A 16,313-nucleotide genomic window follows, 5' to 3' on the forward strand; every position below is an offset into this window, starting at 1 on the left:
AGGATAGGGAATGATCGGCGAGACTTTCGATGACTATCTGGACGAGCACGGCAATATCAGGATTCCGGCCAACCAGACCATGATCGACCTGGTCGACAAGCACACGGTGGCAGCCGGAGACGAGCTCGCCTACCGCTTCGTCGACTATTCGCGCGAACGCGACGGCGAGCGTTCCGAACTCACCTGGAACGAGTTCGGCGTCCGGCTGCGTGCGGTGGCCGCCCGGCTACAGCAGGTCACGCAGCCGGGCGACCGGGTCGCCATCCTGGCGCCGCAGGGCCTGGAGTACGTCGTGGCCATGTACGCCGCGGTGTACGCGGGCAATATCGCGGTGCCCCTGTTCGATCCGGACGAGCAGGGCCACTCCGACCGGTTGCACGCCGTCCTCGCGGACTGCACGCCCTCGGCCATCCTCACCGTCGGCTCCGCCGCGGCCGGGGTGCGCGAACTGTTCAAGAACCTGCCCGCGCCGCAGCGCCCGCGAATCATTGCGGTGGAGGCGATTCCGGACAGCGTGGGCGCGACCTGGGTGCGGCCGGACATCAATGTGGATTCGGTGGCCTACCTGCAGTACACCTCCGGGTCCACCCGCACGCCGGCCGGTGTGGAGATCACGCACCGGGCGGTCGGCACGAACCTGCTGCAGATGGTGAACGCCATCGGCATCACCGAGAAGGCGCGCGGCGTCACCTGGCTGCCGCTGTTCCACGACATGGGCCTGCTCACGGTGATCCTGCCGACCATCGGCGGCAAGTTCATCACCATCATGTCGCCGAGCGCCTTCGTGCGCCGCCCGTACCGCTGGATCAAGGAACTCGCGGCGCAGGAGGACGGGGCCGAGATCTTCGCGGCCGCACCGAATTTCGCCTTCGAGCACGCGGCGGCGCGCGGTCTGCCCAAGCCGGGCGAGGACCTGGACCTGTCCCGGGTGATCGGCCTGATCAACGGCAGCGAGCCGGTGTCGGTGACCTCCATGCAGAAGTTCAACGACGCCTTCGCGCCGTACGGGCTGCCCAAGACCGCCATCAAACCCTGCTACGGCATGGCGGAGGCGACGCTGTTCGTCTCGGCGACCCGGCGCGACGACGAGGCGCGGGTGGTCTACGTCGACCGCGGCGAACTCAATGCCGGGCGCATGACCGAGGTGACCTCGGACGCGCCGAACGCGGTGGCCCAGGTGTCCTGCGGCTATGTGGCGCTGTCGCAGTGGGCGGTGATCGTGGATCCGGAGACCGGCGCCGAGAAGGCGGACGGCGAGGTCGGCGAGATCTGGCTGCACGGCAACAATATGGGCGTCGGCTACTGGGGGCGGCCGGAGGAGACCGTGGCCACCTTCAAGAACCGGCTGGTCACCCGGCAGCCGGCAGGCAGTCACGCCGAAGGCGCCGCGCCGGACGCCATCTGGATGCGCACCGGGGATTTCGGGTCGTATCTGGACGGCGAGCTCTACATCACCGGCCGGGTCAAGGATCTGGTGATCGTGGACGGGCGCAATCACTATCCGCAGGATCTGGAGTACTCCGCGCAGGAGTCCAGCACCGCGCTGCGGCCGGGATTCGTTGCGGCCTTCTCGGTTTCGGCGAACCAGCTGCCGACCGAGGCGGTCGCGCCGAACGGCGTCTCGGTGAAGCCGGATCCCGGCGATGCCGCCGAGGCGCTGGTGATAGTGGCCGAGCGCGGTACGGGCGCGGCCAAATTGGATCCGGAGCCGATCACCGAGACCGTGCGGGCGGCCATCGCCAAACGGCACGGGGTGCAGGTGCGCGATCTGCTGCTGGTGCCCGCGGGTTCGATTCCGCGCACCTCCAGCGGCAAGATCGCCCGGCGGGCCTGCCGGACGGCGTATCTGGAGGGCACGCTGCGCGGCGGGTATCAGCAGCGCGACTTCCCGGACGCGTCGGACTGAGGCCGGTGTGAGCGCCGGGCCGATTGCTGCGATCGGCCCGGCGCTGACACGGCCTTCGCGTGGAACGCGCGAGAGCAGACCGGTCTGTACACTCCTGCTCCGTGTGGAAACTCGCCCGGATCGGGCTCCTCATCGCGATGAGCGCAGCGGCGGCGCTGCTTTCCGGGCCGGTGGCCCTGGCCCAGCCGTCGGCCGGCTCCCCGGCGCCCGAGACGGTCTGCGGCTCGCCCTTGTCGGCGGCCGAGCTGGACACCATTGCGCGACTGTCGAATACCGGTGACCTGACCGGAGACGCGTTGCAGCGCTTGACCATCGCCGTCGAGCGCAATCACGAGATCACCGAAATCCTCATCGCGCACCGGGATCGGCGGGGGCTGTTCGGCATCGGGCTGGACGGCGTCGAGCAGGCGGCGGTCATGCCTCTGCAGAACGATCCGGGAGCCTTCCACGATCGCGAGTACGCGCACGCCATCAGCCTGGAGCTGCTGAGCCGGTACCTGAACAATCTGCACGCCGCCTTCACCGGCGGAACCGTGGAACCGCACTGGGCGCGCTACTTCGAATTGGCCGGGGACTGCACCGTTTCCGGCGCACAGGCGGCCATGGCCGGATATAGCGCGCACCTGGCCGTGGACCTCGCCTACTCCATCGCCGCGGTGCACACCCGGCCGGACAATGCCGACGACTACTTCAAGATCGTCGCCGCCATCGCGGGCGCGGGCGAGGTGATCGTGGACCGCACCAAGGAGGTCTACCAGGCCGACCTCGGGCCGCTGTGGCGCTTCTACTTCTTCGGCGAGGGCCTGGATCTGCTGCTCGGCAAGGGCGTCGCCACCAAACCGCTGCTGGTCGCGGCCGACCTCGGGGCGAATGTGGTGATCTTCGGAAACGGCCTGGCGCTACAGGATCCGGTGCTGCACGATCCCACCGTGCTGGAGATCCAGGCGCTGACCGCGGCGGCGGACGTGGCCTTCGGGGTGCTGGCCCAGCTGCGCGCGCTCTGACTCAGGGCCGGGTCCGCGACGGCCCGCGCCCGATCGCCTTGGCCAGATACATCTCGTAGTCGGCGGCCTGCAGCAGATCGTCGGCCGTGGTGTCGCCCGCGCGATCGGCCGCGATGCCCACGCTCGCGGTCACCGTCAGCCGCCGGCGCGTCACCTCGAACGGCCGGCTGAACGAGCGTCGCACGCAGCGCGCGATATCCTCCACGGTCCCAACCGATTCCGGCTCGGTGGCCCCGGAATCCGGGATGAGAATCACGAATTCGTCACCGCCCATGCGCGCCACCAGCTGGCCGGGGCCGGTGGCGCAGCCGGTCAGCCGCGCGGCGGCCTGCACCAGCAGCTCGTCGCCGACCGCGTGCCCGAAGGTGTCGTTGATGGCCTTGAACCGGTCGAGATCCACGTAGCAGAGCCCGATCCGGGCCTCCGGATCGGTGAACGCCGCCGCCAGCGCGTCGAAGAAGCGGGAGCGATTGGCCAGCCCGGTGAGCTGATCGTGGTGGGCACGATAGCGCAGCCGCTCGGCCAGCACCCGCTGCTCGGAGATGTCCTCCACCAGGATCAGCGTGTACTGCGGCAGGCCCTGATCGTCGCGGATGAGCGAGACGTTGATCTTCGTCCAGACCGTGCGGCCGTCCTTGTGCGGATAGGCCTTCTCCATGTGCACGTTGTCGACATCGCCGCGCAGCACCGACGCGTACAGGCCCCACATGTCCGGATCGTCGGCTGGATGGCCGAGGTCGGTCACCGACAGCGCGCACATCTCGGCCTGGGTGTAGCCGAGCATGTCCGCGAACGCGGTATTGACCTCGATGATGCGCCCGGTCATATCCGAGAGCCCGGTGCCGATCCCGGCCTGCGCGAACACCGCCCGGAAGCGAGCCTCGCTGGCGCGCAACTGTTCCTGCACGCGCTGGCGCGCCGCGATATCGGCCATCCGCACGCTTTCCTGTTCGGCCAGCAGCCATTCCCGGAAGGCCCGCACATAGCCGGTGGTGAACGCGCCGATCAATTCCGCGGCGCGCGCGGCCGGAATCTCCTGCTGCCCAGCGAGATACGAAGTCAGCACGTGAATGCTGCGGCCCAGCACCTCGTCGCCGACGAAATGCGCCCGCGCCAGTTCCGCGCCGAGTTCACCCACCTTGGCCGGGGATTCGGCGCTGCGCGCCACCGCGTCCAGCTCGCGGACGATCCGCTGCAGCAACGCCCGGGCTTCGGATCGGCTCATGGGCACCACGTGGTCGCGGGCTCCGCGTGCCAACGCGGCTACCCACTCCTGCACCACTGCGGCGTGCGGGCCACCCTGCTCCGGCCCCACCCCGGGATCCGACGCCATGGAGATCGATGGTAGCCCGACCGGTCGGTGCTCGCTTCGCCTGCCCTCCCGGCGAATATTGGGATACCATTGCGGCGCTTCACGATTGGCTCTGACCACGTGCTATTTCAGCGGGAAGATGGGGATCCGATGACCAGACCGAGTTGGGCGCCCGAAGGCATCGACTTGGACCGCCCGAGCGCGTCGCGGGTCTACGACTACTTCGTGGGCGGGATGCACAATTTCGAGATCGATCGCCAGCTGGCGCGCATGATCGAGCAATTCACCCCGAACGTCGCCGAGACCATGCGCGCGAACCGGGATCTGCTGCGCCGCTGCGTCCGGTACCTCACCGATGCCGGCATCGATCAGTTCCTGGATCTCGGGTCGGGCATCCCGACCGTCGGGAATGTGCACGAGGTCGCCCAGGCCCGCAATCCCGAGGCGAAGGTCGTCTACGTCGATATCGACCCGGTCGCGGTGGCGCACAGCCAGGCCATCCTGGCCGACAATCCGCTCGCCCAGGTGGTGCACGCGGATGTGGCGGATCCGGCGGCGATCCTGGCCGATCCGGCGGTCACCAAGCTGATCGACTTCAGCCGGCCGGTGGCGGTGCTGCTGCTCGGCGTACTGCATTTCGTCCCCGACGACGCCGATCCGGCGGGAGCGGTCGCGCGGCTGCTGGAAGGGTGCGCGTACGGCAGTTACGTGGCGATCACGCACGCCACCGCCGACGGGCAGCCGCCGGAGGTGCTGGAGGCGCAGAAGCTGTCGGGGCGGACCTCCACCGAGATCGTGCTGCGCAGCCGCGAGGAGATCGCGACCTACTTCCTGGATTGGACCCTGGTCGATCCCGGGCTGGTGCACCTGCCGCTGTGGCGTCCGGACAATGCCGCCGATGTGGGTGAGCACCCGGAGCGGTCCGGGGCGTACGGCGGGCTGGCGCGCAAGGACTGACCTCCTACGGAGGCGAAGAGCAAAGGGTGGCGTCGTGCGGAGGCACGACGCCACCGGTTCGTTGTGGCGGGTGGGGGCGTCGGGCTCGACGCCCCCTTCGTTGTGTTCGATTGTCCGGCAGGGGATCACGCGGTGGCGGGCACCTCCGATCGGGCGGGCCGGCGGAAGGTGAGCACCGCCAGGATCGCGGCGACGGCGGCGATGACGGCGGCCGTGCGGAAGGCGGCGGCGAAACCGTCGGTGAGGGCGAGGACGTCACCGAGGTGTTCGGCCCCGGCCGCCGATGCGATGGCGGTGGCGACGGCCAGGCCGAGCGCGGAACCGATCTGGTACCCGGTGTTCACGATGCCCGAGGCCAGTCCGCCCTCCTCCGGCGCGGCGGCCGAGATGGCCGTCTGCAGGGACGGGACGAAGGCCAGGGACATGCCGAGCGCCGCGACCAGCGAACCGGGCAGCACGTCGACCCAGAAATTGCCGTCGGCGCGGATGAACGACAGCCACACCAGCCCGGCCGCCAGGATCAGCAAACCCGCGATGATCATGGTGCGGGCGCCGAAGCGGGCGAACAGCTTCGGGGACAGGGCGATCATTCCGGCCATGATGAGCGCCGTCATGGGCAGCAGCGCCGCGCCGGACGGGAAGGCCGAGTAACCGAGCACCTGCTGCAGGTACAGGTTCAGGAAGAACCACATCGGCACCCACGCCGCGCCCAGCAGCACCTGGGCCAGGTTCGCCGCGCCGAGATCGGGGGCGCGGAAGATCTCCAGCGGCATGAGCGGTTCCCGGCGGCGCCGCTGAATCACCACGAAGGCGGCCAGCAGGACGACGGCGAGGGCGAACACGCTCAGGGTGGCGGCCGACAGCCAGCCGCTCTCCGGTGCGCGGACCACGGCGAACACGGCCGCGCCCAGACCCAGGGTGGCGGTGAGGCCGCCCAGAATGTCCACCGAACCGTGCGGGGCGAGCGCGCCCTCGGGCAGCAGGGCGGGCGCGGCGAGCAGCGCGATCAGGGCGATCGGGATATTGATGTAGAAAACCCAAGGCCACGAAGCGTATTCGGTGATGAGACCGCCCAGGAAGACGCCGGCGGTGCCACCGGCGGGGGCGGCCGCGCCGTAGACCGCGAACGCCTTGGTCAGCTCGCCCGGGTTGGACCCGAACAGCATCATGAGCAGGGTCAATGCGGACGGTGCGATGAGCGCCGCGCCCGCACCCTGTACGCCGCGGCCGATGAGCTCGAGCGTCGCGGAGTTCGCCAGCCCCGCCACCAGTGAGCCGGCGCCGAGGACGGCCCAGCCGAGCTGGAAGATGCGCCGGGCGCCGACGATGTCGGAGAGCTTGCCGCCGAGCAGCAGCAGGCCGCCGAACACCACCACGTAGGCATTGAAGACCCAGGACAGGTTCTCCTGCGAGAAGCCCAGGGAGGTCTGCATTTCCGGTAGGGCGACGCCGATGATCGAGGTGTCCATGATGACCATGAACTGGGCCAGGGCGATGAGGGACAGGGCGACCCACCGTCGTGCGGACGGTGGCGCCGAAGTGCTGGTGGACATGGGGATCACTCCTCGGAGGCGGCGGCCACAGGCGCTGTGCCGCTGGGCAATTCGGACTTCCCATGTATACCCATGGGGGGTACCTGAATTGAAGACCTCCGGAGAGTGATTGATTTCATACCCCTAGGGGGTACTCAAACTGGGCGGACGTGTGCGATGAGCGCCTCCAGTGCGGCGGAAAGCCGTTCCCGCGTTTCGGCATCGGCCACCAGCCCGTCCGCGCCGACCATCTGGCTCAGCACCGTGATGCGCCCGCTCGCGGCCTCGACCAGCTCCGCGCCGACATATCCGAGCACCGTCCGCAGCGTCGCCACCGCCTCGTCGCCCCGGCCCTCGAACGCGACATTCACATAGGCGACCGGCTTTTCGTGCAGATCGGCCGCGCCGACCGTCCACTCCAGGAGGTTCTTGAGACTGCCGGGAATCATCCCCGCGTACTCCGGACTGCAAATCAGCACCGCGTCGGCCGCGCCCAGTTGCTTGTGCAAGTCCTGGACGACAGGCGGTTCGGGCTCTTCGCCGGGTACGAACTGCGGCAGGTCTCGCAGTCCGTCATAGAGCGGGGCCTCGACCCCCTCCGGCGCCAGTGCCGAGATGGTCCGCAGCGCGGCCGTATTCGTCGATCGATCCCGGGTGCTGCCGGAGATCAGCAAGATGCGCAGGGGTGTACTCACCATTGCGGGAACGTACCCGGCCGAGCCGCTATTTCGGTGCGCTGATCCCGCCAGGTGGGGGTCCGGGGGTCACACCCCCGGACCCCTCTTCCTGCTGGTGGCGGAGCCCCCGGGGAACTCCCGGTCCCAATGTGTGGGAGTAGCTGCGACATAACCTGTCACACTCTCTCATTTTAGGTATCGTGGCTTCATGCCGCGCTGTCCGAGACAGTTATGACGATTCGGATTCGGTTGCGCGACAAGTGCATAGCAAGTGTTTGTGCTGGAAGGGCAGGCAACGATGACTGCGAACACCGATCCGGGCCGGCTGCTGTCGGCCAAGCCCATGTCGGCGAAGATGCTCCCCGGATTGCGGCTTCCGGCCCGCGCCTGGCGCATCGAATACACCTCCACGGACGCGCACGGTGAGCCGAACCGGGTGACCGGGACGGTGCTGGTGCCGCGTGCGCCCTGGCGCGGTGCGGGCACCCGTCCGCTCATCGGCTATGCCGTCGGCACCCAGGGCATCGCGCACACAGTGGCCGCCGCGTCCTGGCAGCTGCGCTGGGGTCTGGAATACGAATCGCTGTTCATCCGCGCCGCCCTGCGCCGCGGCTGGGCGCTGGTCGTCACCGACTATCCCGGCCTGGGCAGCCCGGGCACGCATCCGTACGTGATGGGCCGCGCCCTCGGTCCCGCCGTCCTGGACAGCATTCGCGCCGCCCGGCGGCTGAACGCGGCCCGCCTCGACCCGGGCGGCCCGCTCGGCATCTACGGCTATTCCGAGGGCGGCTGCGCGGCCGGCTGGGCGCTGCAACTGCAGCCCACCTACGCGCCGGAACTCACCATCGCCGGCGGCGTGGTCGGGTCCGCCCCGTCCGATCTGGCCGACATGATCGCCTTCCTGGACGACAGCCCGTACGCCTTCCTGCTGTTCTACGGCGTGCTCGGCCTCGATGCCGCCTACCCGGAACTCGATGTCCTGCAATACCTCAAGCCCTCCGGCAAGGCCCTGGCCGCGCTCTTCCGCCGCACCCACGTCATCCCCGCCGCGGTGCTGGGCGTGGGCGTCGGCGCGGTGCTGCCCAAGAAAGTCACCACCTACTGCCACCGGCTGCCGTTCGAGGTGCCCGCGGTCAAGCGCAAACTGCGCGAGAACACCCTGGGCGCACTGGCTCCCGCCGCCCCGGTGCTGGTCGCGGGCGGCACCGCCGAGCAGATCATCCCGTATCCGCAGGCGGTCAAGCTGGCCGAGGACTGGAAGGCGCTCGGCGTGGACGTCACCATGCTGAGCATGCGGGGCCGCGAACACATCACCGGCGCAATGGCTTTCGCCGGTCCGGCGATGCGCTTCCTCGCGGAGTCCTTCGAGCAGTCCAGGACCACCGCACTGCCCAAGGGCGCGTAGGCCCCGGGGAGGGAATCAGGTCGGACGCTGCGCGCGCCGATACGCGGCGGGCGTCGTGCCCGTCCAGCGTTTGAAAGCGTGGATGAACGGCGTCGCTTCGGCATAGCCCAGGCGAATCGCTATGTCGTCCACCGAGAGTGGGGTGGCGGAGAGCATCTCCTCGGCCAGGGCTTGGCGGACCTCGTCGAGCAGGGCGCGGTAGGAGGTGCCCGCCGCTTCCAGGTGCCGGCGCAGGGTGCGCTGGCTGAGGTTGAGTTCGCGCGCCACCGCGTCGAAGGTGAGCGGGGCGGCGAAACCCGTTGTGCCGGAACCGGGCAGCAGCCGATCACGCACCTCGGCGGCGATGCCGGTGCGCGCGCTGCGCCGGTGCAGCAGGTCGCGGCACTGCGCCACGCACACCGCCCAGGTGGGCTGATTCGCCTGGGGGAGCGGCTGGGTGAGCAGATCCGGGTCGATGCCGAACATGGTGTGCGCCCGTTCGAAGCGGGGCCGCACGCCGAACAACGATTCCAGCCGCCCGGCCTGATCGCCTGCCGGATAACCGAATTCGGCCCGGGTGAGATCGACGCGCGCGCCGATCAGATCGCTCATCACCCGATGCATGGCCACGATGTCGCGCTCCACCAGGAACTGCTGTACATCGGCCGGCACGGTGTCGTGGTGAATCCAGGTCACCACCTCGCGCGGCCGCGATTCCACGATCGGCGTGCAGAAGGCGAAGCCGAGCCGGTAGTAGCGCAGTGCGAGCGAAATCGCCTCCCGCAGCGTGGGACTGGTGACGCACGCGTACCCGAAGATCCCGAAGGTGCTGATCCGGTAGCGCCGCCCCACCTCCACCCCGAGCGCGGGCACGTGCGCCAGTTCGCGCACCAGATTGCGCACCACGGTCAATTCGGTCTCGGCGGGTATCTGGGCATCGGGATCGCTCAGCACCCCCGCGCTCAGCCCGGTGCCCGCGAGCACCCGTTCGGCGGCCACCCCGTGCTCGGCGGCGAACTCGGCCATCACCGCCACGCTGGCGGTGCCGCGCGGGAAATGCCAGGTCCGGACGTCGGGTTCCTCGACCGTACTCATGTGTCGATTATGGCCGAATCTATGGATTTTCTGGCCGTCTCGCTTTCCCGTCGCGGTATCCGCAGGTCGTAGCGTCATTGTCGACCACAGCGCAGTGAGGAGACGACCATGAGCGGCACCGGTTCCGGCCCGTCGATCATCATCATCGGCACCGGGTTCGGCGGCATCGGCATGGCCATGGAGCTGACCCGGGCCGGATTCCACGATTTCGTGCTGCTCGAACGCGGCGCGGACGTGGGCGGGGTGTGGCGGGAGAACACCTACCCGGGCGCGGAATGCGATGTGCCGTCGCCGCTGTACTCCTTCTCCTACGAGCCGAACCCGGACTGGTCCAAACGCTGTGCGCCGCAGGCCGAGATCCAGCGCTATCTGCGCGGGCTCACCGAGAAGTACGGGCTGCTGGACAAGATCCGTTTCGGAGCCGACGTCGCGGCCGCCGAATACGACGATGCCACGGGCGCCTGGACCGTACGTCTCGCCGGGGGAGACGTACTGACCGCGGCCCTGCTGGTGTCGGCGGTGGGCCAGCTGTCGCGCCCGGCGGTGCCGAACCTCCCCGGCGCGGAGAGCTTCGCGGGCGCGGCCTTCCACTCCGCCGAATGGGATCACTCGGTCGAGCTGACCGGCAAACGCGTCGCCGTCATCGGAACCGGCGCCAGCGCAATCCAATTCGTGCCCGCCATCGGGCCGCGGGTGGCCGGCCTGACCCTATTCCAGCGCAGCGCCACCTGGATCCTGCCCAAGCCGGACACCGACTACGACGCCGCCCGCCGGGCCCTGTTCCGGCGCCTGCCGCCGGTACTGCTCGCCGAACGCCTGGCCTGGTGGGCGCTGTGCGAGACGGTGTCGCTGAGCATCGTCGACATTCCGGCCATCCGCCCGCTGGTCTCCGGCATCAGCAAGCGGCATCTGGCGAAACAGGTGGCCGATCCGATCCTGCGCGCCAAGCTGACCCCCGACGCCCCGCCCGGCTGCAAGCGCGGATTGTTCTCCAACGACTATTTCCCCGCGCTCACCCAGCCCAATACGCGGGTCGAGACCACCGCGATCGCCGAGATCACGCCGACCGGCATCCGCACCGCCGACGGGACGCTGCACGAGGTCGACGTGATCATCTACGGCACCGGGTTCAAGGGCACCGAATTCCTCTGGCCGATGAGTGTGACCGGCGCTCAGGGGCGCAAACTGCACGATGAATGGTCCGGCGGCGCAAGGGCTTTCAAGGGCATCACGGTTTCCGGTTTCCCGAATATGTTCCTGCTCTACGGCCCGAACACCAATCTCGGCGCGGGGTCGATCGTGCACATCATCGAATCCCAGACCCGCTATATCCGCCAGGCCGTGGCCCTGCTCGCCGACCGGCCCGGGCACGTGCTCGAGGTGCGCCCGGAGGCGGAAGCGGCCTACGACAACCGGATTCAGGATCGCCTGGGCCGTTCGGTGTGGAACTTCTGCACCAGCTGGTATCGCAATGCCGCCGGGCGCATCACCAATAACTGGCCGGGCACCGTCACCGGATACCGGCTGGAGACGCGACGACTGGATCCGGCCGACTACCGCCTGACGCGGGTCGGCTGAGCGACAACGGATTTCGAGGAGTGCACATGCGTTTCGACTACGACGTCATCGTCATCGGCTCCGGATTCGGCGGCAGCGTGAGCGCGCTGCGATTGACCGAGAAGGGCTACCGCGTCGGCGTGCTGGAGGCCGGCCGCCGCTTCGCCGACCACGAGTTCGCCAAGACATCGTGGCGTGCCCGGCAGTTTCTGTGGGCTCCGGCCTTGGGCTGCTTCGGAATTCAACGCCTGACCCTGTTGAAGGACACCTTCGTCATGAGCGGCGCGGGCGTCGGCGGCGGTTCCCTGGTCTACGCCAACACCCTCTACGAGCCGCCGGAGAAGTTCTACGCCGACAAGCAGTGGGGCCATATCACCGACTGGAAGGACGAGCTGGCCCCGCATTACGACCAGGCCAAACGCATGCTGGGCGTGACCGTGAACCCGGCCACCACCCCCACTGACCGGGTGCTGCGCGAGGTCGCCGAGGAGTTGGGCGTCGCCGACACCTACCAGCGCACGCCCGTCGGCGTGTTCTTCGGCGGGCCCGGGCGCAAACCCGGTGAGGACGTGCCCGATCCGTTCTTCGGCGGCGTCGGCCCGGACCGGCGCGCCTGCACCCATTGCGGCGAGTGCATGACCGGCTGCCGCCACAATGCCAAGAACACCCTGGTCAAGAACTATCTGTACCTGGCCGAAAAGGCCGGGGCCACCGTGCATCCGCTGACCACCGTGGTGAACGTGCGCCCCCTGAACGGCGGCGGCTTCGCGGTCGAGACGGTGCGCACCGGACGCTGGATTCGCAAGCAGCGCAAGGAGTTCACCGCCGAACAGGTGATCTTCGCGGCGGCTTCGCTCGGCACCCAGCGCCTGCTGCACCGCCTGCGCGACCGCGGCTCGCTGCCGCGCATCTCGGACCGGCTCGGCTACCTCTCGCGCACCAATTCCGAAGAGCTGCTGGCGGTCCGCAGCCGGAACGCCGCCAACGATTTCACCAAGGGCGTGGCCATCACCTCGTCCATCCATCCGGATCCGGACACCCATATCGAACCGGTGCGCTACGGCAAGGGCAGCAATGCGCTCGCCGCCATGACCACGGTGATGGTGGGCGGCCAGCCGCCCCGCGGGCGGGCCTGGCTGCGCGAGATGGTGCGCAATCGGCGGGACCTGTTCCACCTGCACGATCCGCGGCGCTGGTCGGAACAGATGATCGGGCTGCTGGTCATGCAGTCGGTCGACAATTCCATCACCACGTACACCGAGCGCGGGCTGTTCGGCCGCAAACTGACCACCCGGCAGGGCGAGGGCGACCCGAACCCGACCTGGATTCCCGCCGGGCACGAGGTGGCGCGCAAGGTGGCCGCGAAGATCGACGGGATACCGACGGCCAGTGCGAGCAGCAGCATCTTCGATATCCCGATGACCGGTCACTTCCTGGGCGGCTGCGCCATCGGCGATTCCCCGGAGACCGGCGTGGTCGATGCCTATCACCGCCTGTACGGCCATCCTGGGCTGCACGTGATCGACGGCTCGACCATCTCGGCCAATCTCGGGGTGAATCCGTCGCTGACCATTACCGCCCAGGCCGAGCGCGCGATCGCGCTGTGGCCGAACAAGGGCGACGCCGATGCCCGTCCGGAGCCGGGCGCCGGGTATCGCCGGATCGCCCCCATCGCGCCGAAGCGACCCGTGGTGCCGCCCACCGCTCCGGCGGCGCTGCGGCTGCCGATCGTGGGGATCGGCTGACAGGGTTAGTCGGAGTCGGGGGCCCGATGCCGCCCGCCGCTCGGTGCACCGGCCGGACCGGGGAGTTCGAGGGTGGGCGGATCGGCGTGGTCGGCGCGCAGGCGGGCACAGAACGCCTCGAGGCTGCCGTAGCGGTGCAGTATCTCGGCTAGCAGACGCTGAGTGGTCGTCACCATTCTCGGTTCGTCACCCGGTGGCGGGTGGATGTGACAGATTGTGCCAAACGCCAAGTCGGGCAGTTGGTTTCCCACCTGGAGCTACTGATCGAAGACAATCCGGACATCGTCCGATTCGGGCAGGGTCTGGCAGGCCAGGGTGAGTCCCATGGCGATCTCCTCGTCGATGAGCGCCTCGTTCATGAGCATGCGGGTGCGGCCCTCCCGTACCCGGCACACGCAGGTCCCGCAGGCGGATTCACGGCATACGTACGGGGCGTCGATGCCGTTGTCCAGCAGGACATCCAGTAGTTTGCGGTCGCGTGGCCAGGGCAGGGTGTGGGTGGAGCCGTCGATCTCCACCCGTACAGTCCCCGCACCGTTGGCCGTGACGGAGGGTTCCTCCCGGCGGGGCGGGGCGGCGTTGGACAGTTCGGACGGTGCGACCGCGACCGGGCGCTCGAACGGATTGTCGGTCAGCGACCGGTACTCCTCGCGATGGATCGCGCGAGCGGGGACGCGCAGGTAGGCGAGTGCCCGGGTGGTCACCGTGGCGAAACCTTCGGGGCCGCAGAGGAATACGTCGTACTTCCGGTACGGCCGCAGCATGGTGGCCAGCCCTTGCGTGCCGGGCAATCCGCGCTCGGATTCCAGCCAGTGCAGTACCACCAACCTGCGCGGATACCGCCTGGTCAGCTCGCGCAGCTGCCGTTCGAAGATGATCGACGCCCGATCCCGGTTCGCGTACAGCACCACCACCCGCCCGCGCCCCGTCGTCAGCGCCGATTTGGCGATCGACATGATCGGGGTGATCCCGCTGCCCGCCGCGCACAGCAGGAAATCGCGATCCAGGGAACGCGGCGAGAAGTTCCCCGCCGGTTCCAGCACGGTGAGTATCGAACCCGCGGAAACGTTGTCGCACAACCAGTTCGAGGCGTACCCGCCCGCCGTCCGCTTCACCGTGACCGCCGGCCGGTCGTCGCAGTGCGGGCTGCTGGAGAGCGAATAGCAGCGCGCCACCGATCCGGTGCGGTCGCTCGGCACCCGCACCGTCAGGAATTGCCCGGGCGCGTAGGCGAATCGGCCGCTGAGGTCGGCGGGCACATCGAAGATCAGCGAGACCGCGTCGGCGGTCTCGCTGACGACTTCGCGCACCTTGATCCGGTGTGCGCGTGCGCTCATCCGGCCCCGCCCCGGCCGAGCAGCAGTTCACCCACGGCCTGGATGCGTTCCATCGAAAGCGGTTGCGTCAGCCGCCGATTCACCCCGGGCGCGAGCCGCATGAGGAAGTACCCCAGCCACGCCTCGGTGCGCACCGGCACCACCGCCAGATCGAAGCGGATGGCCCGCTGCACCGCCCGCGCCACCAGGTCCGGGCTCATCGGCGCGACCGGCAGCCGTTCGGCCAGCTGCTGCAATTGCTCGGTGATCCACTGCCCGCGTTCCAGCAGCGCCGGATCCACGCCCACCGCGACGGCGTGCCGCGCGATATTCGTATTGATCACGCCCGGGCAGATGGCGCTCACGCCAACGCCTTTCGGCGCCAGCTCGAGCCGCAGGCATTCGGTGAGCATCTTCACCCCGGCCTTGGACACCGAGTACGCCGACATCACCGGGGTGGGCGTGAACGCCGCCGCCGAGGCGATGTTCACGATGTGCCCGCGCTGCTGCGCCTCGATCATCTGCCGCCCGAAGGTCCGGCAGCCGTAGACCACGCCGAGCAGGTTGACGCTCAGCTGCCGATCCCAGTCCGCCGGCTCCAGGTCCAGAAAGGCCCCGCTGACCAGCATTCCGGCATTGTTGACCAGCACGTTCGCCACGCCGTAATCCGCGCACACGTCCCGGGCGAACAACTCCCAGGCCGCCGGATCGGTGACATCGAGCTGCATGGCCACCGCCCGCCCGCCGGAATCGGTGATCCCGGTGGCGGTGGCGACGGCGGCCGCCTTGTCGATATCGGAGACGATGACCTGCGCCCCGCCCCGGGCGAAGCGCCGCGCCACCGCGCGCCCGATGCCGCTGCCGGCGCCGGTCACCACCACCAGTTCGGGGTCGATATTGTTGAGCTTCAACGGATTACCTCTCAGCCGATCCGGTCCAGCAGTTCGCCGTCCGCGCCGAACAGTTCCTGCCGCCACTGCTCGAGCAGGTCATCGGTATCGATATCGTCGGGATGGAAGCCCGGCCGCAGATAGGGCCGCATCTCCTTCAGCAGCCCCCGCACGATCGGCCCGCGCACCAGCGCCACCGACTGCCGCGCCACTTTCAACGGTCGCCAGCTACGCGGATCGCTCAGGATCGAGGCCAGAATCCCCACGGACACCGCGGGAATGGTGAGGTAGTACATCCCCGCCATCACCCCGATCCGCACGGCTTCCGGCCCGCCCCGGTCCCGGAACACGTCGAAGGCCACCGATTTGTGCTCGAGCTCCTCGAAGGCGTGCCAGTTCAACAGGTTCCACACCTCCGGATCACCGGGGATGTCCTGGATCTCCTGGGTGCCCAGCACCCGCTTGGCCAGCGTCGCGGTGTAGTGCTCGGCGGCCGCGGTGAAGGCCAGGTGCACATGCCGCGGCACCAGGTTCTCCACCATGATCACGCCGCGCTCGCGCAGCGCCCCCGGCCCGAAGGTGAACAGCCGGACGATGGGAAAACCGTTGTGTATCAACTGATCGTTGAGCGCGCGATGCTGCTGCCCGTGCACGGCTTCCTGGCCGATGAAGCCGGCCACCCGCTTCTTGAGCACCGGATCGGTGATCTCGCCGGAGAACTTGCGCACCGAGCGGATGAACGATTCCTCGCCCGGCGGGAAAGCCCCCGACAGCACCGCGATCAGATGGGTGAGCGGAATATCGTCCTGGACGAAATGATGCGCCATCGGCTCGGGCTGCCCGAACCGGAATCGCATGCGCCGCACCTTCGGGTACGGGTCGAGGGACGTGCTTGCCTGGTTGCGACCGATCGCCATTGGTCGGTCCTTTCTCTCTGG

General features: G+C 68.8%; 14 protein-coding genes. 6 read left to right on the forward strand and 8 right to left on the reverse strand.

Annotated elements, in window-relative coordinates:
• The first annotated feature begins 13 nt into the window (after positions 1 to 13).
• Entirely contained in the window at positions 14 to 1,906 is a 1,893-nt protein-coding gene (fadD32, locus tag LTV02_RS36515) for a long-chain-fatty-acid--AMP ligase FadD32 (protein WP_269821652.1), read from the forward strand.
• 101 nt (positions 1,907 to 2,007) lie between these two features.
• On the forward strand, positions 2,008 to 2,910 hold the full coding sequence (locus LTV02_RS36520; protein ID WP_233036077.1) for a DUF5995 family protein: 903 nt from the start codon (positions 2,008 to 2,010) through the stop codon (positions 2,908 to 2,910).
• Position 2,911: 1 nt separating this feature from the next.
• Here the strand turns inward: LTV02_RS36520 and LTV02_RS36525 are convergent, their stop codons facing one another.
• Complete coding sequence (locus LTV02_RS36525) at positions 2,912 to 4,243, reverse strand: GGDEF domain-containing protein (RefSeq protein ID WP_233036078.1); 1,332 nt, start codon at positions 4,241 to 4,243, stop codon at positions 2,912 to 2,914.
• A 129-nt stretch (positions 4,244 to 4,372) separates the two neighbouring features.
• Here LTV02_RS36525 and LTV02_RS36530 point away from each other — a divergent pair, with 129 nt between their 5' ends.
• Positions 4,373 to 5,179, forward strand: a complete 807-nt coding sequence (locus LTV02_RS36530; protein WP_233036079.1) for an SAM-dependent methyltransferase — start codon at positions 4,373 to 4,375, stop codon at positions 5,177 to 5,179.
• Positions 5,180 to 5,304: 125 nt separating this feature from the next.
• On the opposite strand, the gene LTV02_RS36535 is transcribed toward LTV02_RS36530, so the two are convergent.
• Together LTV02_RS36535 and LTV02_RS36540 are read right to left on the reverse strand one after the other, a co-directional pair.
• Entirely contained in the window at positions 5,305 to 6,732 is a 1,428-nt protein-coding gene (locus tag LTV02_RS36535; RefSeq protein ID WP_233036080.1) for an MFS transporter, read from the reverse strand.
• A 134-nt stretch (positions 6,733 to 6,866) separates the two neighbouring features.
• Positions 6,867 to 7,409 (reverse strand): NADPH-dependent FMN reductase, encoded by a 543-nt coding sequence (locus LTV02_RS36540; RefSeq protein WP_233036081.1) that lies wholly within the window; start codon positions 7,407 to 7,409, stop codon positions 6,867 to 6,869.
• Between the two features lie 277 nt (positions 7,410 to 7,686).
• On the opposite strand from LTV02_RS36540, the gene LTV02_RS36545 reads away from it, so the two are divergent.
• Positions 7,687 to 8,793: a lipase family protein gene (locus LTV02_RS36545; protein ID WP_233036082.1), complete on the forward strand. Its 1,107-nt coding sequence runs from the start codon at positions 7,687 to 7,689 to the stop codon at positions 8,791 to 8,793.
• Between the two features lie 15 nt (positions 8,794 to 8,808).
• On the opposite strand, the gene LTV02_RS36550 is transcribed toward LTV02_RS36545, so the two are convergent.
• Positions 8,809 to 9,867: an AraC family transcriptional regulator gene (locus tag LTV02_RS36550; RefSeq protein WP_233036083.1), complete on the reverse strand. Its 1,059-nt coding sequence runs from the start codon at positions 9,865 to 9,867 to the stop codon at positions 8,809 to 8,811.
• Positions 9,868 to 9,975: 108 nt separating this feature from the next.
• Between LTV02_RS36550 and LTV02_RS36555 the strand changes: the two genes are divergently transcribed.
• Together LTV02_RS36555 and LTV02_RS36560 are read left to right on the forward strand one after the other, a co-directional pair.
• Positions 9,976 to 11,445 (forward strand): flavin-containing monooxygenase, encoded by a 1,470-nt coding sequence (locus LTV02_RS36555; RefSeq protein WP_233036084.1) that lies wholly within the window; start codon positions 9,976 to 9,978, stop codon positions 11,443 to 11,445.
• 26 nt (positions 11,446 to 11,471) lie between these two features.
• Positions 11,472 to 13,169, forward strand: coding sequence for a GMC oxidoreductase (locus LTV02_RS36560; protein ID WP_233036085.1), 1,698 nt, complete (start codon positions 11,472 to 11,474; stop codon positions 13,167 to 13,169).
• A gap of 5 nt (positions 13,170 to 13,174) precedes the next feature.
• On the opposite strand, the gene LTV02_RS36565 is transcribed toward LTV02_RS36560, so the two are convergent.
• The 4 genes from LTV02_RS36565 to LTV02_RS36580 form a co-directional block, all read right to left on the reverse strand.
• Positions 13,175 to 13,345 (reverse strand): hypothetical protein, encoded by a 171-nt coding sequence (locus LTV02_RS36565; protein ID WP_233036086.1) that lies wholly within the window; start codon positions 13,343 to 13,345, stop codon positions 13,175 to 13,177.
• Positions 13,346 to 13,426: 81 nt separating this feature from the next.
• Complete coding sequence (locus LTV02_RS36570; RefSeq protein ID WP_233036087.1) at positions 13,427 to 14,506, reverse strand: ferredoxin--NADP reductase; 1,080 nt, start codon at positions 14,504 to 14,506, stop codon at positions 13,427 to 13,429.
• The gene (locus LTV02_RS36575) at positions 14,503 to 15,396 is read right to left on the reverse strand and encodes an SDR family NAD(P)-dependent oxidoreductase (protein ID WP_233036088.1); all 894 of its coding nucleotides are present in this window, start codon (positions 15,394 to 15,396) and stop codon (positions 14,503 to 14,505) included. The genes LTV02_RS36570 and LTV02_RS36575 overlap by 4 nt, the downstream gene beginning before the upstream one ends.
• 11 nt (positions 15,397 to 15,407) lie before the next feature.
• Positions 15,408 to 16,292 (reverse strand): metal-dependent hydrolase, encoded by an 885-nt coding sequence (locus tag LTV02_RS36580; RefSeq protein WP_067715276.1) that lies wholly within the window; start codon positions 16,290 to 16,292, stop codon positions 15,408 to 15,410.
• Between the last annotated feature and the right edge of the window lie 21 nt (positions 16,293 to 16,313).

The sequence above is a fragment of the Nocardia yamanashiensis genome, from assembly GCF_021183565.1.
Lineage (GTDB): Bacteria > Actinomycetota > Actinomycetes > Mycobacteriales > Mycobacteriaceae > Nocardia > Nocardia yamanashiensis.